This is a genomic window from Streptomyces sp. NPDC051578 (assembly GCF_044454045.1).
GTDB lineage: Bacteria > Actinomycetota > Actinomycetes > Streptomycetales > Streptomycetaceae > Streptomyces.
Map to the genome: position 1 here is coordinate 291,323 of NZ_JBITDH010000006.1, position 20,703 is coordinate 312,025.

At 70.9% G+C, this 20,703-nt stretch carries 19 protein-coding genes; 17 read left to right on the forward strand and 2 right to left on the reverse strand.

What is annotated here, in order from left to right; translation table 11 throughout:
• Positions 1–84 precede the first annotated feature (84 nt).
• A complete protein-coding gene (locus ACIA6C_RS25010) occupies positions 85–2,523 on the forward strand; it encodes a RelA/SpoT family protein (protein WP_399279055.1) in 2,439 nt (812 codons plus the stop codon).
• Between the two features lie 128 nt (positions 2,524–2,651).
• Here ACIA6C_RS25010 and ACIA6C_RS25015 read toward each other — a convergent pair whose 3' ends face one another.
• Both ACIA6C_RS25015 and ACIA6C_RS25020 read right to left on the reverse strand, forming a co-directional pair.
• On the reverse strand, positions 2,652–3,881 hold the full coding sequence (locus ACIA6C_RS25015) for a DUF349 domain-containing protein (RefSeq protein ID WP_399279057.1): 1,230 nt from the start codon (positions 3,879–3,881) through the stop codon (positions 2,652–2,654).
• A 196-nt stretch (positions 3,882–4,077) separates the two neighbouring features.
• Positions 4,078–4,857, reverse strand: coding sequence for a peptidylprolyl isomerase (locus tag ACIA6C_RS25020; protein WP_366080588.1), 780 nt, complete (start codon positions 4,855–4,857; stop codon positions 4,078–4,080).
• Between the two features lie 162 nt (positions 4,858–5,019).
• Here ACIA6C_RS25020 and ACIA6C_RS25025 point away from each other — a divergent pair, with 162 nt between their 5' ends.
• The 16 genes from ACIA6C_RS25025 to aroQ all read left to right on the forward strand — a co-directional run bounded on the left by ACIA6C_RS25025 (position 5,020) and on the right by aroQ (position 20,668).
• Entirely contained in the window at positions 5,020–5,730 is a 711-nt protein-coding gene (locus ACIA6C_RS25025; RefSeq protein WP_361133656.1) for an MBL fold metallo-hydrolase, read from the forward strand.
• Positions 5,731–5,740: 10 nt separating this feature from the next.
• Positions 5,741–7,000, forward strand: a complete 1,260-nt coding sequence (hisS, locus tag ACIA6C_RS25030; protein WP_399279060.1) for a histidine--tRNA ligase — start codon at positions 5,741–5,743, stop codon at positions 6,998–7,000.
• 162 nt (positions 7,001–7,162) lie between these two features.
• Positions 7,163–7,774 (forward strand): vitamin K epoxide reductase family protein, encoded by a 612-nt coding sequence (locus ACIA6C_RS25035; protein WP_399279062.1) that lies wholly within the window; start codon positions 7,163–7,165, stop codon positions 7,772–7,774.
• A gap of 52 nt (positions 7,775–7,826) precedes the next feature.
• Positions 7,827–9,182, forward strand: a complete 1,356-nt coding sequence (locus ACIA6C_RS25040) for a replication-associated recombination protein A (RefSeq protein ID WP_399279064.1) — start codon at positions 7,827–7,829, stop codon at positions 9,180–9,182.
• Positions 9,183–9,664: 482 nt separating this feature from the next.
• On the forward strand, positions 9,665–10,276 hold the full coding sequence (gene rpsD, locus ACIA6C_RS25045) for a 30S ribosomal protein S4 (protein WP_030026606.1): 612 nt from the start codon (positions 9,665–9,667) through the stop codon (positions 10,274–10,276).
• 181 nt (positions 10,277–10,457) lie between these two features.
• Positions 10,458–10,886 carry a DUF948 domain-containing protein gene (locus ACIA6C_RS25050; protein WP_399279067.1) on the forward strand — a complete coding sequence of 143 codons (429 nt, stop codon included), beginning with the start codon at positions 10,458–10,460 and terminating at the stop codon, positions 10,884–10,886.
• Between the two features lie 7 nt (positions 10,887–10,893).
• Positions 10,894–11,256, forward strand: coding sequence for a DUF6167 family protein (locus ACIA6C_RS25055; protein ID WP_361133670.1), 363 nt, complete (start codon positions 10,894–10,896; stop codon positions 11,254–11,256).
• The gene (gene alaS / locus ACIA6C_RS25060) at positions 11,256–13,925 is read left to right on the forward strand and encodes an alanine--tRNA ligase (RefSeq protein WP_399279069.1); all 2,670 of its coding nucleotides are present in this window, start codon (positions 11,256–11,258) and stop codon (positions 13,923–13,925) included. Before ACIA6C_RS25055 ends, alaS begins: the two co-directional genes overlap by 1 nt.
• Positions 13,926–13,927: 2 nt before the next feature.
• Entirely contained in the window at positions 13,928–14,398 is a 471-nt protein-coding gene (ruvX, locus tag ACIA6C_RS25065; RefSeq protein ID WP_361133677.1) for a Holliday junction resolvase RuvX, read from the forward strand.
• Positions 14,399–14,523: 125 nt separating this feature from the next.
• Positions 14,524–16,269 carry an endolytic transglycosylase MltG gene (gene mltG / locus ACIA6C_RS25070; RefSeq protein WP_399279072.1) on the forward strand — a complete coding sequence of 582 codons (1,746 nt, stop codon included), beginning with the start codon at positions 14,524–14,526 and terminating at the stop codon, positions 16,267–16,269.
• Between the two features lie 6 nt (positions 16,270–16,275).
• Positions 16,276–17,100, forward strand: coding sequence for a shikimate dehydrogenase (locus ACIA6C_RS25075; RefSeq protein WP_399279074.1), 825 nt, complete (start codon positions 16,276–16,278; stop codon positions 17,098–17,100).
• Between the two features lie 37 nt (positions 17,101–17,137).
• A complete protein-coding gene (locus ACIA6C_RS25080) occupies positions 17,138–17,329 on the forward strand; it encodes a hypothetical protein (RefSeq protein ID WP_399279076.1) in 192 nt (63 codons plus the stop codon).
• A gap of 114 nt (positions 17,330–17,443) precedes the next feature.
• Positions 17,444–18,628 carry a chorismate synthase gene (gene aroC / locus ACIA6C_RS25085; protein ID WP_361133688.1) on the forward strand — a complete coding sequence of 395 codons (1,185 nt, stop codon included), beginning with the start codon at positions 17,444–17,446 and terminating at the stop codon, positions 18,626–18,628.
• Positions 18,625–19,143, forward strand: a complete 519-nt coding sequence (locus ACIA6C_RS25090) for a shikimate kinase (protein WP_399279079.1) — start codon at positions 18,625–18,627, stop codon at positions 19,141–19,143. The genes aroC and ACIA6C_RS25090 overlap by 4 nt, the downstream gene beginning before the upstream one ends.
• Entirely contained in the window at positions 19,140–20,231 is a 1,092-nt protein-coding gene (gene aroB / locus ACIA6C_RS25095; RefSeq protein ID WP_366080596.1) for a 3-dehydroquinate synthase, read from the forward strand. Before ACIA6C_RS25090 ends, aroB begins: the two co-directional genes overlap by 4 nt.
• On the forward strand, positions 20,228–20,668 hold the full coding sequence (gene aroQ / locus ACIA6C_RS25100; protein ID WP_361133696.1) for a type II 3-dehydroquinate dehydratase: 441 nt from the start codon (positions 20,228–20,230) through the stop codon (positions 20,666–20,668). Before aroB ends, aroQ begins: the two co-directional genes overlap by 4 nt.
• Positions 20,669–20,703 lie beyond the last annotated feature (35 nt).

The following is a 20,703-nucleotide window of genomic DNA, read 5'->3' on the forward strand; positions in this document are numbered from 1 at the left end:
TCGCTACCATGGGTTATCCGGACCTGACCGGGGCTCCGGATCCTCCTCCGGACTCCGTCCGGGGGGACCCCCAGAGGAGCGCTCTTGCCAGACGAGGTCCAGCCACTCTCCGCCGCTCAGCCCGACCCGCAGGCCGAGCAGGCCGCGGCGGCCGCCGCCACGCCCCCGCCCGCCCCGCCGGTCAAGCCGGTCCCGCCGGTCAAGCCCGTGCCGGCGAAGCCCGCCGGGTCCTCCAACCGCGTGCGCGCCCGCCTCGCCCGCCTCGGGGTCCAGCGTTCCAACCCGTACAACCCGGTACTGGAGCCGCTGCTGCGCATAGTCCGCAGCAACGACCCGAAGATCGAGACGGCCACCCTGCGCCAGATCGAGCAGGCGTACCAGGTGGCGGAGCGCTGGCACCGCGGGCAGAAGCGCAAGAGCGGTGACCCGTACATCACCCACCCGCTCGCGGTGACGACGATCCTGGCCGAGCTCGGCATGGACCCGGCCACCCTGATGGCGGGTCTGCTGCACGACACCGTCGAGGACACCGAGTACGGACTCGAACAGCTCAGACGCGACTTCGGCGACGCCGTCGCCCTGCTGGTCGACGGGGTCACCAAGCTGGACCGGGTCAAGTTCGGCGAGGCCGCGCAGGCCGAGACCGTGCGCAAGATGGTCGTGGCCATGGCCAAGGACCCCCGGGTCCTGGTCATCAAGCTCGCCGACCGCCTGCACAACATGCGCACCATGCGCTACCTCAAGCGGGAGAAGCAGGAGAAGAAGGCCCGCGAGACCCTGGAGATCTATGCCCCGCTGGCGCACCGGCTGGGCATGAACACGATCAAGTGGGAACTCGAAGACCTGTCCTTCGCGATCCTGTACCCCAAGATGTACGACGAGATCGTGCGCCTGGTCGCCGAACGGGCCCCCAAGCGCGACGAGTACCTCGCGATCGTCACCGACGAGGTCCAGGCCGACCTCCGGGCCGCCCGGATCAAGGCCACCGTCACCGGCCGCCCCAAGCACTACTACAGCGTCTACCAGAAGATGATCGTGCGGGGCCGCGACTTCGCCGAGATCTACGACCTGGTCGGCATCCGGGTCCTGGTCGACACCGTCCGGGACTGCTACGCGGCCCTCGGTACCGTGCACGCGCGGTGGAACCCGGTCCCCGGCCGGTTCAAGGACTACATCGCGATGCCCAAGTTCAACATGTACCAGTCGCTCCACACGACGGTCATCGGGCCCAGCGGCAAGCCGGTCGAGCTCCAGATCCGCACGTTCGACATGCACCGCCGCGCCGAGTACGGCATCGCAGCCCACTGGAAGTACAAGCAGCAGACCGTCGCCGGCACCTCCAAGGTCCGCACCGACGTCCCGCAGGCGGCCAAGGGCAGCGCGGGCCAGGACACCGTCAACGACATGGCCTGGCTGCGCCAGCTGCTGGACTGGCAGAAGGAGACCGAGGACCCGGGCGAGTTCCTGGACTCGCTGCGGTTCGACCTCTCCCGCAACGAGGTCTTCGTCTTCACGCCCAAGGGCGACGTGATCGCGCTGCCCGCCGGCGCCACCTCGGTGGACTTCGCGTACGCCGTCCACACCGAGGTCGGCCACCGCACCATAGGGGCCCGGGTCAACGGGCGGCTCGTCCCGCTCGAATCGACCCTGGACAACGGCGACCTGGTCGAGGTGTTCACCTCCAAGGCCGAAGGCGCCGGGCCGTCCCGCGACTGGCTGGGCTTCGTCAAATCCCCGCGCGCCCGCAACAAGATCCGCGCCTGGTTCTCCAAGGAGCGCCGCGACGAGGCCATCGAGCACGGCAAGGACGCCATCGCCCGTGCCATGCGCAAGCAGAACCTGCCGATCCAGCGGATCCTGACGGGCGACTCCCTCGTCACCCTCGCGCACGAGATGCGCTACCCGGACATCTCCTCCCTGTACGCGGCGATCGGCGAGGGCCACGTGGCCGCGCAGGGCGTCGTGCAGAAGCTGGTCCAGGCCCTCGGCGGCGAGGACGCGGCCAACGAGGACATGGAGGAGAGCGTCCCGGCCTCGCGCGGCCGCAAGCGCCGCGGCAGCGCCGACCCGGGTGTGGTCGTCAAGGGCGTCGACGACGTCTGGGTCAAGCTGGCCCGCTGCTGCACCCCGGTACCGGGCGACCCGATCATCGGTTTCGTCACGCGCGGCAGCGGCGTATCGGTCCACCGCGCCGACTGCGTCAACGTGGACTCGCTCTCCCAGCAGCCCGAACGGATGCTGGAGGTCGAATGGGCACCCACCCAGTCCTCCGTGTTCCTGGTCGCCATCCAGGTCGAGGCGCTGGACCGGTCCCGGCTCCTGTCGGACGTCACCCGCGTCCTGTCGGACCAGCACGTCAACATCCTCTCGGCGGCCGTGCAGACCTCCCGCGACCGGGTGGCCACCTCCCGGTTCACCTTCGAGATGGGCGACCCGAAGCACCTGGGACACGTCCTCAAGGCGGTACGCGGCGTCGAGGGCGTCTACGACGTCTACCGCGTTACCTCGGCCCGCAGGCCGTAGCCCGCCCCGCAGGCCGTAGCCCGCCCCGCAGGCCGTAGCCCCGCGGTCCGTAGCCCGGCCCGGTCAAGCGGAAGGCGGCCCCGGTACTCGCGTACCGGGGCCGCCTCGTTCCGCGAAGGAGGGGGCGATCAGCCGCCGAACTCCTCAAGGCCCTTGAGGGCCTGGTCCAGCAGGGCCTGACGGCCCTCCAGCTCCCGGGACAGCTTGTCGGCCTTCGCGTTGTTGCCCGCGGCACGGGCCGCGTCGATCTGCTCGCGCAGCTTGTCGACCGCCGCCTGCAGCTGACCCGTCAGGCCGGCCGCACGTGCCCGCGCCTCCGGGTTCGTACGCCGCCACTCGCCTTCCTCGGCCTCCTGGATGGCCCGCTCCACCGCGTGCATCCGGCCCTCGACCTTGGGCCGCGCGTCACGCGGCACGTGGCCGATGGCCTCCCAGCGCTCGTTGAGGGAGCGGAACGCGGCCCGGGCCGCCTTCAAGTCCGTCACCGGGACGAGCTTCTCGGCCTCCTCGGCCAGCTCCTCCTTGAGCCGCAGGTTCTCCACCTGCTCGGCGTCGCGCTCCGCGAAGACCTCGCTGCGGGCCGCGAAGAACACGTCCTGCGCACCGCGGAAACGGTTCCACAGGTCGTCCTCCGCCTCCCGCTGCGCCCGGCCGGCCGCCTTCCAGCTCTCCATCAGTTCGCGGTAGCGGGCGGCCGTCGGACCCCAGTCCGTCGACTTCGACAGCGACTCGGCCTCGGCGACCAGCTTCTCCTTGGTCTTGCGGGCCTCCTCGCGCTGCGCGTCCAGCGAGGCGAAGTGCGCCTTGCGGCGCTTGGAGAACGCCGAGCGGGCGTGCGAGAAGCGGTGCCACAGCTCGTCGTCCGACTTGCGGTCGAGCCGGGGCAGCCCCTTCCAGATGTCCACCAGGGCGCGCAGCCGCTCGCCCGCGCTGCGCCACTGGTCGCTTTGCGCCAGCTGCTCGGCCTCGGTGACCAGCGCGTCCTTGGCCGCACGGGCCTCGTCCGCCTGCTTGGCCTTCTGGACCTTGCGCTCCTCGCGCCGCGACTCCACCGTCGCGACCAGCTTGTCCAGCCGGACGCGCAGCGCGTCGAGATCGCCCACGGCGTGGTGCTCGTCCACCTGCGTACGCAGGTGGTCGATGGCCGTCTGGGCGTCCTTGGCGGACAGATCGGTGGTCCGCACCCGCCGTTCGAGGAGGCCGATCTCGACCACCAGGCCCTCGTACTTGCGCTCGAAGTAGGCCAGGGCCTCCTCAGGGGTGCCCGCCTGCCAAGAGCCGACGACCTGCTCGCCCTCGGCAGTACGCACGTACACGGTGCCGGTCTCGTCGACTCGGCCCCACGGGTCGCTGCTCACAGCGCCTCCTCCACCTGATGCCTCGCGAGGGGTTCACCCCCGGGCATCGTCCACAGTTTCCTGGGGCGGGCCGCGCCCGCCCTGCACAACGCCAACATAGGCGACCGCCGGGCCGGCTGTCCGCATCCCGCACGACGCAATATCGACGTACGGGCGCCGGGGCCGGCCGCGTCCGGCCGCCGCGTCCCGGTCCCGGTCAGTTCTTGGTGACGGTGCCCTTCTCGATGGTCACGGGGTTCTTGGGAGCGCCGTCCTGGGCGCCGTCGGCCGTCCCCGCCTTCGCGACGTCCTCCACGACCTTGAGCCCGGCCGCGTCGATCTTGCCGAAGGGCGTGTACGAGGGCGCGAGCGGGCTGTCCTTGTAGACGAGGAAGAACTGGCTGCCGCCGGTCCCGGGCTGGCCGGTGTTCGCCATCGCCACCGTGCCCGCCGGGTAGATCACCTGGCCCTGCTCGTTCGGCTTGCCCAGGGCGTCGAGGTTCTCGTCCGGGATCGTGTAGCCGGGGCCGCCCATGCCGGTGCCCTGCGGGTCACCGCACTGGAGCACGAAGATGCCGCTGGTCACCAGGCGGTGGCACTTGGTGTTGTCGAAGAAGCCCTTGTCGGCGAGCGACTTGAACGAGTTGACCGTCTGCGGGGTCTTCGCGGCGTCCATCTCGAACTTGACGTCGCCCGCGCTCGTCTTGAGGTCGAAGGTGTACTTCGCCTTGTCGTCGATCGCCATCGCCGGGGGCGACTGCTTGGGGGTGGGCGACGCGGTCGGCGAGGGGGTGTCCGATGCCTCGGTCTTCTTGTCCTTGCTGTCGAAGACACCGCCCGCCACGAGTCCGACCAGCGTCGCGACCACCACGGCCACGGCCGCGCCGATCACCGCCGTGCGGCGGCGCGCCTTCCGGCGGGCCTCGGCCCGCCGCTGCTGCTGGCGCTCGTACTTCTCCCTGGCGAGCTGTCGCCGACGCTGATCGCTGCTGACCACCGGTCGTCTCCTTGTACGTCTCTGGTACCGCTGTCCGGGCTGGGCAGTCCGTACCGTATATGGGTTAGCTGTGTCATGAGCCGCCCCGGTAGGCTCTGAGCAGCGGCATCGCGCTCCGTGCGCGCCGCCCGAGCTCACGCCGGACGACGATTGAGGACGAACGTGCTGATTGCCGGGTTCCCCGCAGGGGCCTGGGGGACCAACTGCTATGTGGTCGCCCCCGCCGCCGGTGAGGAGTGCGTCATCATCGACCCGGGCCACCAGGCCGCCCAGGGCGTCGAGGAGACGTTGAAGAAGCACCGGCTCAAGCCCGTCGCGGTCGTCCTCACCCATGGCCACATCGATCATGTGGCCTCGGTGGTCCCGGTGTGCGGAGCACACGACGTACCGGCCTGGATCCACCCGGAGGACCGCTACATGATGAGCGACCCGGAGAAGGCCCTCGGCCGCTCCATCGGGATGCCGCTCATGGGCGAGCTGACCGTCGGCGAACCGGACGACGTCCGCGAGCTGACCGACGGAGCGGGCCTCAAGCTGGCCGGGATGGATTTCTCGGTGGCCCACGCGCCCGGACATACCAAGGGGTCGGTGACCTTCCGGATGCCGGAGACCGCGGACATCCCGTCCGTCTTCTTCTCCGGCGACCTGCTCTTCGCCGGCTCCATCGGACGCACCGACCTGCCCGGCGGCTCCCACGCCGAGATACTCCGCTCGCTGGCCCGCGTGTGCCTGCCGCTGGACGACTCGACGGTGGTGCTGTCCGGCCACGGTCCCCAGACCACCATCGGGCGCGAGCGCGCGACCAACCCGTACCTGCGGGACGTCGCCGCCGGCCTGGGGGACGGCGCAGCCGCCCCACGACGAGGAATGTGACGAGACTTCCGTGAGCACCTTCAAGGCCCCCAAGGGCACCTACGACCTGATCCCGCCGGTCTCCGTGAAGTTCCTGGCGGTACGCGAGGCCATCGCCGCCCCGCTGAGGAACTCCGGCTACGGCTACATCGAGACGCCCGGTTTCGAGGACGTCGGCCTGTTCGCGCGCGGCGTCGGCGAGTCCACCGACATCGTCTCCAAGGAGATGTACGCCTTCGAGACCAAGGGCGGTGACCAGCTGGCCCTGCGTCCGGAGGGCACGGCCTCGGTGCTGCGCGCGGCACTGGAGGCCAGCCTGCACAAGAAGGGCAACCTGCCGGTCAAGCTCTGGTACTCGGGCTCGTACTACCGCTACGAGCGCCCGCAGGCGGGCCGCTACCGCCACTTCTCGCAGGTCGGTGCCGAGGCGATCGGTGCCGAGGACCCGGCCCTGGACGCCGAGCTGATCATCCTCGCCGACCAGGCGTACCGCTCGCTGGGCCTGCGCAACTTCCGCATCCTGCTGAACTCGCTCGGCGACAAGGAGTGCCGCCCGGTGTACCGGGAGGCGCTCCAGGCCTTCCTGAGCGGCCTCGACCTCGACGCGGAGACCGTGCGCCGGGCCGAGATCAACCCGCTGCGTGTCCTCGACGACAAGCGGGCCGACGTACAGAAGCAGCTCGTCGGCGCCCCGGTGCTGCGGGACTACCTGTGCGACGCGTGCAAGCAGTACCACGAGGAGGTGCGGGCGCTGATCACGGCGGCCGGCGTCGCGTTCGAGGACGACGAGAAGCTGGTGCGCGGCCTCGACTACTACACGCGCACCACCTTCGAGTTCGTCCACGACGGTCTGGGTTCGCAGTCGGCGGTCGGCGGCGGCGGCCGCTACGACGGCCTGTCCGAGATGATCGGCGGCCCGGCGCTGCCGTCGGTGGGCTGGGCGCTGGGCGTGGACCGTACGGTGCTGGCGCTGGAGGCGGAGGGCGTCGAGCTGGACATCCCCGCGTCCACGTCGGTGTTCGCGGTGGCGCTCGGCGAAGCGAAGCCGGTGCTGTTCGGCCTGGTCACGGAGCTGCGCCGGGCCGGTGTCGCGGCGGACATCTCGTACGGCGGCAAGGGCCTCAAGGGGGCCATGAAGGACGCGAACCGCTCCGGCGCCCGCTACGCGATCGTCGCGGGTGACCGGGACCTCGCCGAGGGCGTCGTGCAGCTCAAGGACCTGGAGTCCGGCGAGCAGAACCCGGTGGCGCTGACCGAGGTGGTCGAGGTGCTGCGGGCGCAGCTGGCCTGACGGCAGGCGTCGTCGAGGGGCGGGCCGGGGAGGACTCCCTGTCCCGCCCCTTCGCCGTGTCGGCCCCGCAGGGCCCCCTTATCCCCATCGAACGGCCCCGCGGCTCATCCGTACGGCACAATGGCCGGTGCTTGATGACCTTGCAGATGTGGAGCGGGCGGGATGACGACAACAGGCTCTGACGCGGACACCGCCCGGACCTCCGGCGGCAGCCGGGCCCTGGCGCTGCTGCTGGTGATCACGGGTGCGGCCGGGCTGCTGGCCGCCTGGGTGATCACCATCGACAAGTTCAAGCTGCTGGAGGACCCGAACTTCACACCGGGCTGCAGCCTGAACCCGATCGTCTCCTGCGGCAACATCATGAAGAGCGACCAGGCGGCCGTCTTCGGGTTCCCGAACCCGATGCTCGGGCTCGTGGCCTACGGGATCGTGATCTGCGTCGGCATGAGCCTGCTGGCGGGAGCGCGCTTCCGGCGCTGGTACTGGCTCGCGCTCAACGCGGGCACGCTGTTCGGCGTCGGTTTCTGCACCTGGCTGATGTACCAGTCGCTGTACAACATCAACTCGCTGTGCCTGTGGTGCTGCCTCGCCTGGGTCGCCACCATCCTCATGTTCTGGTACGTGACCGCCCACAACGTGCGCACGCGGATGCTGCCGGCCCCCGGCTGGCTGCGGGGCTTCCTGGACGAGTTCACCTGGGTGCTGCCCGTCCTGCACATCGGGGTCATCGGGATGCTGATCCTGACCCGCTGGTGGGACTTCTGGACCTCCTGACGGTCATATGACGGCCGCCCGGGCTGTCAGTGCCCTCGCTTAGGCTTCCGGTGTGGAACCAGATCTCTTCACCGCCGCCGCCGAGGACCGCCAGGAGAAGGACCCCTCCAGCTCTCCGCTCGCCGTCCGCATGCGCCCGCGCACCCTGGACGAGGTCGTGGGCCAGCAGCACCTGCTCAAACCCGGCGCGCCCCTTCGCCGGCTGGTCGGGGAAGGCGCCGGGGGCCCGGCCGGCGCGTCCTCGGTGATCCTGTGGGGCCCTCCCGGCACCGGGAAGACCACCCTCGCCTACGTCGTCAGCCAGGCGACGCAGAAGCGGTTCGTGGAGCTGTCGGCGATCACCGCCGGAGTCAAGGAAGTACGCGCCGTGATCGAGGGCGCCCGGCGGGCGGCCGGCGGGTACGGCAAGGAGACCGTCCTCTTCCTCGACGAGATCCACCGGTTCAGCAAGGCGCAGCAGGACTCGCTGCTCCCGGCCGTCGAGAACCGCTGGGTCACCCTCATCGCGGCGACCACCGAGAACCCGTACTTCTCGATCATCTCGCCGCTGCTCTCGCGCTCCCTGCTGCTGACGCTGGAGCCGCTGACGGACGAGGACCTGAGCGCGCTGGTTCGGCGCGCCCTCACCGAGGAGCGGGGACTGGGCGGGGCGGTGACCCTGCTCGCCGACGCCGAGGCGCACCTGCTGCGCATCGCCGGGGGCGACGCCCGGCGCGCCCTGACGGCGCTGGAGGCCGGCGCCGGGTCGGCGATCGCCAAGGGGGAGCCGGAGATCACCCTGCGGACGCTGGAGGAGTCGGTCGACCGCGCCGCCGTCAAGTACGACCGGGACGGCGACCAGCACTACGACGTGGCGAGCGCGCTGATCAAGTCGATCCGGGGCTCCGACGTGGACGCGGCACTGCACTACCTGGCCCGGATGATCGAGGCGGGGGAGGACCCCCGGTTCATCGCGCGACGCCTGATGATCTCCGCGAGCGAGGACATCGGGCTGGCGGACCCCACGGCCCTGCCGCTCGCGGTCGCGGCGGCGCAGGCGGTGGCCATGATCGGCTTCCCGGAGGCGGCGCTCACCCTGTCGCACGCGACGATCGCGCTGGCCCTGGCCCCCAAGTCGAACACCGCGACGACGGCGATCGGCGCGGCCCTGGCCGACGTACGGGCCGGGCTGGCCGGCCCGGTCCCGGCGCACCTGCGGGACGGCCACTACAAGGGCGCGGCCAAGCTCGGCCACGCGGTGGGGTACGTGTACCCGCATGACGTGCCGGGCGCGATCGCCGCCCAGCAGTACGCACCGGACGAGGTCCAGGGCAAGCGGTACTACGAGCCCACGCGCTACGGCGCGGAGGCCCGGTACGCGGACGTGGTGGAGAAGGTACGCGAACGGCTGCGCGGGGAGCGCGGCTGACCTGCGCCGGGGCGGCCCCGCGCCCGTCGCGGCCTCGGATACGATGGTCCACGGAAACCGGCGCCACATCCGTGATCTCGATCACGGCGGTGAGGCCGGTCCTGGACGTGGGCGACCGCCTCGGTGGCCGCGGAACCCGTGGGAACACGGAGGACCACGTCCCCGTCCGGGGTGACGGCCGCAAGCGGCCGGCCCCCCTGTCCCGCACCCCCGGCGGCTCCTGGTGTCAGGAGCATCCGGCGACGTGGGGGATACTGAGGCGTTGGACTCTTACGAGGGTTCGTACGCGTTCGGCTCCGGTGAGCTGCCGAACGCCTTCCCTGGGACGCGGCTGACCCTGCTTACCGTCGTCGAAAGCGGATTCCGTTTCGTTGGAACCCGAACTCCGATGCGCACTGGGCAGGGGGATCCCATGTGGTCGAGACATTACGTCCCCCTCGTTACCGGTAAGTCTCACCTGACTACATGGAGGTAGGTTCCACGTGAACCAGAAGCGACCCAAGGTCAAGAAGTCGCGTGCCCTCGGCATTGCGCTGACCCCGAAGGCCGTCAAGTACTTCGAGGCCCGCCCCTACCCGCCGGGCGAGCACGGCCGTGGCCGCAAGCAGAACTCGGACTACAAGGTTCGTCTGCTCGAGAAGCAGCGTCTTCGCGCGCAGTACGACATCTCTGAGCGTCAGATGGCTCGCGCCTACGACCGCGCCAAGAAGGCCGAAGGCAAGACGGGCGAGGCGCTGGTCGTCGAGCTCGAGCGTCGCCTCGACGCCCTGGTCCTGCGTTCGGGCATCGCCCGCACCATCTACCAGGCCCGCCAGATGGTCGTTCACGGCCACATCGAGGTCAACGGTGCCAAGGTCGACAAGCCGTCGTTCCGCGTCCGCCCGGACGACGTGATCACGGTTCGCGAGCGCAGCCGCGAGAAGGTTCCGTTCCAGGTTGCCCGTGAGGGTGGCTACGCAGGCGAGGGCGAGACCCCCCGCTACCTGCAGGTCAACCTGAAGGCCCTGGCCTTCCGCCTGGACCGCGACCCGAACCGCAAGGAAATCCCGGTCATCTGCGACGAGCAGCTCGTCGTCGAGTACTACGCCCGCTGATCTTCCGGCGGCCGTAGCCTCACAGGCTGGTCAGCCCGCCGGTTCCCCCTCGGGGGAGCCGGCGGGCTTCCTGTTTTCCCGGCCCGGGCCGGAATTCCGGTACGGCCGGGGATCTCCGGCGCGATAGGGTCGGAGAAGACTTTTTATACCCAGCGATCTATGTGCAGGAAGCGGTGCAAACGTGTCCGGTGGAGAGGTGGCCGGGATCCTCGTGGCCGTCTTCTGGGCCATCCTGGTCTCCTTCCTCGCCGTGGTACTGGTGAGACTGGCCCAGGTGCTCAAGGCGACCACCAAGCTCGTGGCGGACGTGACCGAGCAGGCGGTCCCGCTGCTCGCCGACGCCTCCACCACCGTGCGCTCCGCGCGCACCCAGCTCGACCGGGTCGACGCGATCGCGAGCGACGTCCAGGAGGTCACCTCCAACGCCTCCGCGCTGTCCTCGACCGTGGCCTCCACCTTCGGCGGCCCGCTGGTCAAGGTGGCCGCCTTCGGCTACGGCGTGCGCAAGGCCCTGGGCAGGACCGACGCCGAGGCCGCCAAGACCACCCGACGCACTGTGATCGTCGGCCGTACGGTGCCGGCCGCCCGGCGCCGGAAGCAGAAGGGCTGAGACTCCGATGTTCCGCCGAGCCTTCTGGTTCACCGCAGGCGCAGCCGCCGGCGTGTGGGCCACCACCAAGGTCAACCGGCAGCTCAAGAAGCTGACCCCGGAGAGCCTCGCCGCACAGGCCGCCGACAAGGCCGTCGAGGCGGGCCACCGCCTCAAGGACTTCGCCCTGGACGTCAAGGCGGGAATGACCCAGCGCGAGGAACAGCTGAACGACGCACTGGGCCTGCGCCAGGACGCCGACGGGCCGGCCCTGCCCCACAACGTCACGGCCCTGCCCGGGCCCCGGCGGACGCGGGGCATCGCGCCCGACCCGCACGACCAGACCACCCACCGCCCGAATCTCTCGTACAACCGGAATGAGGACCACTGATGGAGTCGGCTGAAATCCGCCGCCGCTGGCTGAGCTTCTTCGAGGAGCGCGGTCACACCGTTGTCCCTTCGGCGTCGCTCATCGCGGACGACCCGACTCTGCTGCTGGTGCCCGCGGGCATGGTGCCGTTCAAGCCCTACTTCCTGGGCGAGGTCAAGCCGCCGGCCCCGACGCTTACCAGCGTGCAGAAGTGCGTGCGCACCCCGGACATCGAAGAGGTCGGCAAGACCACCCGCCACGGCACGTTCTTCCAGATGTGCGGCAACTTCTCCTTCGGGGACTACTTCAAGGAAGGCGCCATCAAGTACGCCTGGGAGCTGCTCACCAGCTCCGTGGCGGACGGCGGCTACGGCCTTGAGCCCGAGAAGCTCTGGATCACCGTCTACCTCGACGACGACGAGGCCGAGCAGATCTGGCGCGACGTGATCGGCGTGCCCGCCGAGCGCATCCAGCGCCTGGGCAAGAAGGACAACTTCTGGTCCATGGGCGTCCCCGGCCCCTGCGGCCCCTGCTCCGAGATCAACTACGACCGCGGCCCCGAGTTCGGCGTCGAGGGCGGCCCCGCCGTCAACGACGAGCGGTACGTGGAGATCTGGAACCTGGTCTTCATGCAGTACGAGCGCGGCGCCGGCGACGGGAAGGAGGACTTCCCGATCCTCGGCGACCTGCCCTCGAAGAACATCGACACCGGTCTCGGTCTCGAACGCCTCGCCATGATCCTGCAGGGCGTGCAGAATATGTACGAGACCGACACCCTGCGCGTGGTCATGGACAAGGCCACCGAGCTGACCGGCGTCCGGTACGGGGCCGCCCAGGGCACCGACGTCTCGCTGCGCGTGGTCGCCGACCACATCCGCACCTCGACGATGCTCATCGGCGACGGCGTCACCCCCGGCAACGAGGGCCGCGGCTACGTGCTGCGCCGCATCATGCGCCGCGCCATCCGCAACATGCGCCTCATGGGCGCCACCGGCCCGGTCGTCCAGGACCTCATCGGCGTCGTGATCGACACGATGGGGCAGCAGTACCCGGAGCTCGTCACCGACCGCAAGCGCATCGAGACCGTCGCGCTCGCCGAAGAGGCCGCCTTCCTCAAGGCCATCAAGGGCGGCACCAACATCCTCGACACCGCCGTGAGCGAGACCAAGGCCACCGGCGGCACGGTCCTCTCCGGCGACAAGGCGTTCCTGCTCCACGACACCTGGGGCTTCCCGATCGACCTCACCCTGGAGATGGCCGCCGAGCAGGGCCTCTCCGTGGACGAGAGCGGCTTCCGCCGCCTCATGCAGGAGCAGCGCGACCGCGCCAAGGCCGACGCCAAGGCCAAGAAGACCGGCCACGCGGACATGTCCGCCTACCGGGAGATCGCCGACGGCTCCGGCGCCACCGAGTTCACCGGCTACGCCACCAACCAGGGCGAGTCCACCATCGTCGGCCTGCTGGTCAACGGCGTCTCCGCGCCCGCCGCCTCCGAGGGCGACGAGGTCGAGGTCGTCCTGGACCGCACCCCCTTCTACGCCGAGGGCGGCGGCCAGCTCGCCGACCAGGGCCGGATCAAGCTCGACTCCGGCGCCGTGATCGAGGTCCGCGACGTCCAGCAGCCCGTCCCGGGCGTCTCCGTGCACAAGGGGTCGGTGCAGGTCGGCGAGGTGACCGTGGGCGCCTCCGCCTACGCCGCCATCGACGTCAAGCGCCGCCGGGCCATCGCCCGCGCCCACTCCGCCACGCACCTGACCCACCAGGCGCTGCGTGACGCGCTCGGTCCGACGGCCGCCCAGGCCGGTTCCGAGAACTCGCCCGGCCGCTTCCGCTTCGACTTCGGCTCGCCGAACGCCGTCCCCGGCAGCGTCCTCACCGACGTCGAGCAGAAGATCAACGACGTGCTCTCCCGCGAGCTCGACGTCACCGCCGAGGTCATGAGCATCGACGAGGCGAAGAAGCAGGGCGCCATCGCCGAGTTCGGCGAGAAGTACGGCGAGCGCGTGCGCGTCGTGACCATCGGCGACTTCTCCAAGGAGCTGTGCGGCGGCACCCACGTCGCCAACACCAGCCAGCTCGGCCTGGTCAAGCTGCTCGGCGAGTCCTCCATCGGCTCCGGCGTGCGCCGCGTCGAGGCCCTGGTGGGCGTGGACGCCTACAACTTCCTCGCCAAGGAGCACACGGTCGTCGCCCAGCTCCAGGAGCTGGTCAAGGGACGTCCGGAGGAGTTGCCGGAGAAGATCGCCTCCATGCTCGGCAAGTTGAAGGACGCCGAGAAGGAGATCGAGAAGTTCCGCGCGGAGAAGGTCCTCCAGGCCGCCGCGGGCCTCGCCGAGAACGCCCAGGACATCCGCGGGGTGGCCCTCGTCGTCGGTCAGGTGCCCGACGGCACCGGCGCCGACGACCTGCGCAAGCTCGTCCTCGACGTCCGGGGCCGCATCCAGGGCGGCCGCCCGGTCGTCGTGGCCCTGTTCACCGTGGCGGGCGGCCGTCCGCTGACGGTCATCGCCACCAACGACGCCGCGCGCGAGCGCGGTCTCAAGGCCGGTGACCTGGTCCGCACCGCCGCCAAGACCCTCGGCGGCGGCGGTGGCGGCAAGCCGGACGTCGCCCAGGGCGGCGGCCAGAACCCGGCCGCCGTGCCCGAGGCCATCGCCGCGGTCGAGCGCCTCGTCGCCGAGACGGCCTGACGATGACGCTGCGCCGCGGCCGCCGACTGGCCATCGACGTCGGGGACGCCCGGATCGGGGTCGCTTCCTGCGACCCCGACGGGGTGCTGGCCACACCGGTGGAAACCGTGCCGGGCCGGGACATCCCGTTCGCCCACCGGCGGCTGCGGCAGCTCGTGCAGGAGTACGAGCCGCTCGAAGTCGTGGTCGGCCTCCCCCGCTCGCTCAGCGGGCGGGAGGGGCCGGCCGCGGCCAAAGTGCGCGCCTTCGCGAACGAACTCGCCAAGGGCATCAAGCCGGTGACGGTCCGTCTGGTGGACGAGCGGATGACCACGGTCACCGCCGCCCAGGGGCTGCGGGCCTCGGGCAGGAACGCCAAGAAGGGGCGGGCGGTCATCGACCAGGCCGCCGCCGTGGTGATCCTCCAGAACGCTCTTGAGACCGAACGGGTATCAGGTAATCCGCCCGGTGAGTGCGTCGAAGTGGTTGTCTGATCGCGATACGGTAACGTTCCGCGCGATGTGACGGCATTCGAACAGCCGTCGCCCACCACTTCAGAGGCGGAACCGGGTGCCGCGGCGATGAGCCGCTGCCTCCGTCTCGCGGCTCTAGGGGACCGATGACTGAGTATGGCCGGGGCCGCGCCCCCGAACCGTGGCACCCCGAGGACCCCTTGTACGGGGACCAGGGGTACACCGGGCATCCGGCCCAGCAGGGTCAGCTGCCGTACGCCGGTGACCAGCAGCAGTACGCGCAGGCGCCGCAGCACCAGGACCCACGGTTCCAGGACCCTCAGTTGCAGGCCCCCCAGTTCCAGGACGGGCAGCAGTACCAGCAGCACCCGGACCAGCTCCCGCAGCAGTACCAGCAGTACCCGCAGGAGGGCTTCCTCCCGCAGCAGCAGTACCAGCAGAGCGACCAGCCGCAGCCGGCGTACGGAGGCCAGCCCTGGGACACCGGCCAGGGCCAGTACGCGGGCGCGCCCGCGCCTGCGGACCCGTACCCGGGTGCGGACCCGTACGCGGGCGCCGAGCCGTACGCCCAGCAGACCGGCGCCGGCTTCCCCGGCGAGGCCCCCGACCTGTACGCCACCCCGGAGGCCTACCCGCCGCCGGTGCCCCCGAGCCGGCGCCACCTGGAGCCGGAGCCGGGGAGCCAGGACACCGACCTCCTCACCGAGGACCCCGAGGAGGAGTCCGAGCCCCTCGCCGGCGACGACGACGGGCGCGGTGGCGAGGGCGGCCGCCGCGGGGGCCGTTCGAAGAAGACGAAGGCGAAACCCAGACGCCGCGGCATGTCCTGCCTGGTCGCGGCCGTGGTGGTCGCGGCCGTCCTCGGCGGTGGCGGTTACTACGGCTACACGTACATCAAGGCCCGCTACGGCCCCGGCGAGGACTACGCCGGCCCCGGCCTCGAAGAGACCGTGGACGTCGAGATCCCCAAGAACGCCACCCTCGCCCAGATGGGCAGCATCCTGGAGAAGGCGGGCGTCGTCGCGAGCGCCAAGGCCTTCATCACCGCCGCGGACACCCCCAAGGGCAAGGGCATCCAGCCCGGTACCTACCCGCTCAAGAAGAAGATGTCCGCCGCGGCCGCCGTCGCACTGATGACGGACCCGTCGAAGCTGAACGTCATCATCGTTCCCGAGGGCAAGCGCAACGCCGCCGTCTACGAGATGATCGACAACAAGCTCGGCAAGCCGCAGGGCACCACCCAGGAGATCGCCAAGCGCGAGGCGAAGAACCTCGGCCTGCCGGCCTGGGCCGGCAACAACCCGCAGCTCATGGACCCCCTCGAAGGGTTCCTGTACCCGGCGCGCTACGACCTGACCAAGAACATGGCCCCCGAGGCCCTGCTCAAGCAGATGGTCAAGAACGCGACGGACAAGTACACGGAGCTCGGGATCGAGTCCAAGGCCAAGAGCCTGGGCCTGGAAAACCCGCTCCAGGTGATCACGGTCGCCAGTCTCGTCAACGCCGAGGGCAAGAACCACGACGACTTCCGGAAGATGTCCGAGGTCGTGTACAACCGCCTCAAGAAGACGAACGACGTCACCAACCAGAAGCTCGAATTCGACTCCACGTACAACTACGTCAAGGGCACGAGCAACATCAACTTCTCGCTCAAGGAAGCCAGGACGTTCGACAACCCGTACAACACGCACTTCGTCAAGGGACTGCCTCCCGGCCCGATCGACAACCCCGGTGCGGACGCGTTGAGCGCTACGCTCAACCCGGATCACGGTGGCTGGATGTTCTTCGTGTCGGTCGACGGCAAGACGACGACCTTCACCAAGACGTACGAGGAGCATCAGAGGCTCGCCGCGGAGTTCCAGGAGCGGCAGAAGCAGAAGAACGGCGGATAGCAGTACATGTCACGCATACGGGCCGCGGTGCTGGGTTCGCCCATCGAGCACTCCCTCTCACCGGTGCTGCACCGCGCCGCCTACCGCGAGCTCGGCCTCGCCGACTGGTCCTACGACCGGTTCGAGATCGACGAGGCCGCGCTGGCCGGGTTCATGGCCGGGCTCGGACCCGAGTGGGCCGGGCTGTCGCTGACCATGCCGCTCAAGCGGGCCGTCATGCCGCTGCTCGACGGGGTCAGTGACACCGCCGCCTCCGTCGAGGCCGTCAACACGGTGGTCTTCACCGAGGACGGCCGCCGCCTCGGCGACAACACCGACATCCCCGGCATCGTCGCCGCGCTGCACGAGCGCGGCGTCGACAAGGTGCCGGCCGCCGCGGTCCTCGGAGCCGGCGCCACCGCCTCCTCTGCGCTGGCCGCGCTCGCGCGGATCTGCACCGGCGAGGTCACCGCGTACGTGCGCTCCCGTGCCCGGGCCGACGAGATGCGGCAGTGGGGCGAACGGCTCGGCGTCGAGGTCCGCACGGCCGACTGGTCGCGGGCGGCCGAGGCACTGTCCGCGCCGCTGGTCATCGCCACCACCCCGGCCGGCGCCACGGACGAGCTGACCCCCGCCGTGCCCGCCGCCCCCGGCACCCTGTTCGACGTCCTCTACGACCCCTGGCCCACCGCGCTGGCCGCCGCCTGGACCGGCCGCAGCGGAGCCCTGGTCGGCGGCCTCGACCTGCTCGTGCACCAGGCGGTGCTCCAGGTCGAGCAGATGACCGGCCGCGCCCCCGGCCCGCTCGCCGCCATGCGGGCCGCCGGAGAGCGGGCCCTCGCAGCCCGTTAGGGTTGCCACCGGCGGGTCCGGGGGCGAGGGGGTTCGGGTGGACGCGATCGGGACCGGTCAGGCGCTGGCATCCAAGTGGGATGCGGCGTACGGCGTCGTGGTGTTGGCCCGGGTGCTGCTCGGTACGCTTCCGGCCTGGGCGAAGTGGACCGTCGGCTCCCTCGTGGCCGCCGCAGGCCTCTGGGAGGGTTTCCAGTGGTGGCGCCGGCGTGGGACGGCCGTCCGATAGCTGGACCGGAGCGTGGTGCACCGGCGCGGACGTGGGAGGATCGGGTACGGCGGATCCGGGCCGCGCACCCCGATCGCGCCGTGGCTGTACCAGGCGCGAGCATGAGGAGCATCGTTGAGCAGGTTGCGTTGGCTGACCGCAGGAGAGTCGCACGGACCGGCCCTGGTGGCGACGCTGGAGGGCCTCCCCGCCGGCGTCCCGGTCACAACCGAGCTGGTGGCCGACCACCTGGCAAGGCGCCGGCTCGGCTATGGCCGCGGTGCCCGGATGAAGTTCGAACAGGACGAGGTCACCTTCCTCGGCGGCGTCCGGCACGGGCTCTCCCTCGGATCCCCCATCGCGGTCATGGTGGGCAACACCGAGTGGCCCAAGTGGGAGACGGTCATGTCGGCCGACCCCGTGGACCCCTCGCTGCTCAAGGACACCGGCCGTAACGCGGCGCTGACCCGCCCCCGCCCCGGCCACGCCGACCTCGCCGGCATGCAGAAGTACGGCTTCGACGAGGCCCGCCCGATCCTGGAGCGCGCCAGCGCCCGTGAGACCGCCGCCCGTGTGGCCCTCGGCGCGATCGCCCGGTCCTTCATCAAGGAGACCGCCGGCATCGAGATCGTCTCCCACGTGGTCGAACTCGCCTCCGCCAAGGCCCCGTACGGCGTCTACCCGACCCCCGCCGACGTCGAGAAGCTCGACGCCGACCCGGTGCGCTGCCTGGACGCCGACGCCTCGAAGGCGATGGTGGCCGAGATCGACCAGGCCCACAAGGACGGCGACACCCTCGGCGGCGTCGTGGAGGTGCTCGCGTACGGGGTCCCCGTCGGCCTCGGCTCGCACGTGCACTGGGACCGCCGTCTCGACGCGCGCCTCGCGGCGGCGCTCATGGGCATCCAGGCCATCAAGGGCGTCGAGGTCGGCGACGGCTTCGAGCTGGCCCGCGTGCCCGGCTCGAAGGCCCACGACGAGATCGTCTCCACCCCCGAGGGCCTCAGGCGCACCACCGGCCGCTCCGGCGGCACCGAGGGCGGCCTGACCACCGGCGAGCTGCTGCGCGTCCGCGCCGCGATGAAGCCCATCGCGACCGTGCCGCGCGCGCTGGCCACCGTCGACGTCGCCACCGGTGAGGCGACCGTCGCCCACCACCAGCGCTCCGACGTCTGTGCCGTCCCGGCGGCGGGCATCGTCGCCGAGGCCATGGTCGCGCTCGTCCTCGCGGACGCCGTCGTGGAGAAGTTCGGCGGCGACTCCGTCCCCGAGACCCGCCGCAACGTCCGCTCGTACCTCGACAACCTGCAGATCCGGTGACCGGCGGGCCCCTGATCGTCCTCGTCGGACCGATGGGATCCGGCAAGTCCACGGTGGGCGGACTCCTCGCCGAGCGGCTCGGCGTCCCCTACCGGGACACGGACGCCGACATCGTCGCCGCCGAAGCCCGCGAGATCGCGGACCTGTTCGTCGACGAGGGCGAGCCGTACTTCCGCGAGCTGGAGCGCCGGGCCGTCGCGGCCGCCGTCGCCGAGCACACCGGAGTCCTCGCCCTCGGCGGCGGTGCCGTCCTCGACCCCGGCACCCGCGAGCTGCTCGCCGGCCTGCCCGTCGCCTACCTGTCGATGGACGTCGAGGAGGCGGTACGGCGCGTCGGCCTCGGCGCCGCGCGCCCGCTGCTCGCCGTCAACCCGCGCCGCCAGTGGCGCGAGCTGATGGACGCCCGCCGCCACCTGTACACCGAAGTCGCGCGCGTCGTGGTGACCACCGACGACCGCACCCCCGAAGAGGTCGCCCAGGCGGTCCTCGACGCTCTGGAGTTGAAGGACGTATGACAGACCAGGTGACGCGCATCCAGGTCGGCGCGAGCGCGGGACACGAGGCGTACGAGGTGCTGGTCGGCCGGCAGCTGCTCGGCGAGCTGGGCAGCCTGATCGGTACCCGGGCCCAGCGCGTGGCCGTGATCCACCCCGAGGCACTGGCCTCGACGGGCGAGGCGCTGCGGGACGACCTGGCGGCGCAGGGCTACGAGGCCGTCGCCATCCAGGTGCCGAACGCCGAGGAGGCCAAGACCGTCGAGGTCGCGGCGTACTGCTGGAAGGCGCTCGGACAGTCCGGGTTCACCCGCACCGACGTGATCGTGGGCGTGGGCGGCGGCGCCACCACCGACCTCGCGGGCTTCGTCGCGGCGAGCTGGCTGCGCGGCGTGCGCTGGGTCGCGGTCCCGACCACCGTGCTGGCCATGGTGGACGCGGCCGTCGGCGGCAAGACCGGCATCAACACCGCCGAGGGCAAGAACCTCGTCGGTGCCTTCCACCCGCCCGCCGGTGTGCTCTGCGACCTCGCGGCGCTGGACTCGCTGCCGGTCCACGACTACGTCAGCGGCCTGGCGGAGATCATCAAGGCCGGGTTCATCTCCGACCCGGTCATCCTCGACCTGATCGAGGCGGACCCGGAGGCGGCCCGCACGCCCGCGGGCCCGCACACCGCCGAGCTCATCGTGCGCTCGATCCGGGTCAAGGCGGACGTGGTCTCCAGCGACCTCAAGGAATCGGGGTTGCGGGAGATCCTCAACTACGGCCACACCCTCGCGCACGCCATCGAGAAGAACGAGCGCTACAAGTGGCGCCACGGCGCGGCCGTCTCGGTCGGCATGGTCTTCGCCGCGGAACTCGGCCGGCTCGCGGGCCGGCTCGACGACGCGACCGCGGACCGGCACAAGGCGGTGCTCGCCTCCGTCGGGCTGCCGCTGACCTACCGGGGCGACCAGTGGCCCAAGCTGCTGGAGACCATGAAGCTCGACAAGAAGTCCCGCGGCGACCTGCTGCGCTTCATCGTGCTCGACGGGCTGGCCAAGCCGACCGTCCTGGAGGGCCCGGATCCGGCGGTGCTGTTCGCCGCCTTCGGTGAGGTCGCCGCGTGAGCCGGCGGGTGCTGGTCCTGAACGGCCCGAACCTGGGCCGGCTCGGGTCGCGCGAGCCCGACGTGTACGGGGCCACCTCGTACGCGGGGCTGGTGGAGAGCTGCCGGGCGGTGGGCACGGAGCTCGGCTTCGACGTGGAGGTCCGCGAGACCAACGACGAGGGCGAGCTGGTGCGCTGGCTGCACGAGGCCGCGGACGGCAAGATCCCCGTCGTGATCAACCCGGGCGCCTTCACGCACTACTCATACGCGATGCGGGACGCGGCGGCGCAGCGCACGGCTCCGCTGATCGAGGTGCACATCTCCAATCCGTACGCGCGCGAGGAGTTCCGGCACACGTCGGTCATCGCCTCCGTCGCCACGGGTACGGTGGCGGGCTTCGGCATCGGCTCGTACCGGCTGGCCCTGCGCGCCCTCGCGGACGAAGTCACGCTCTGACGGTGCTGGTGGGCGGCTCGGGCCCCGAGGTCATA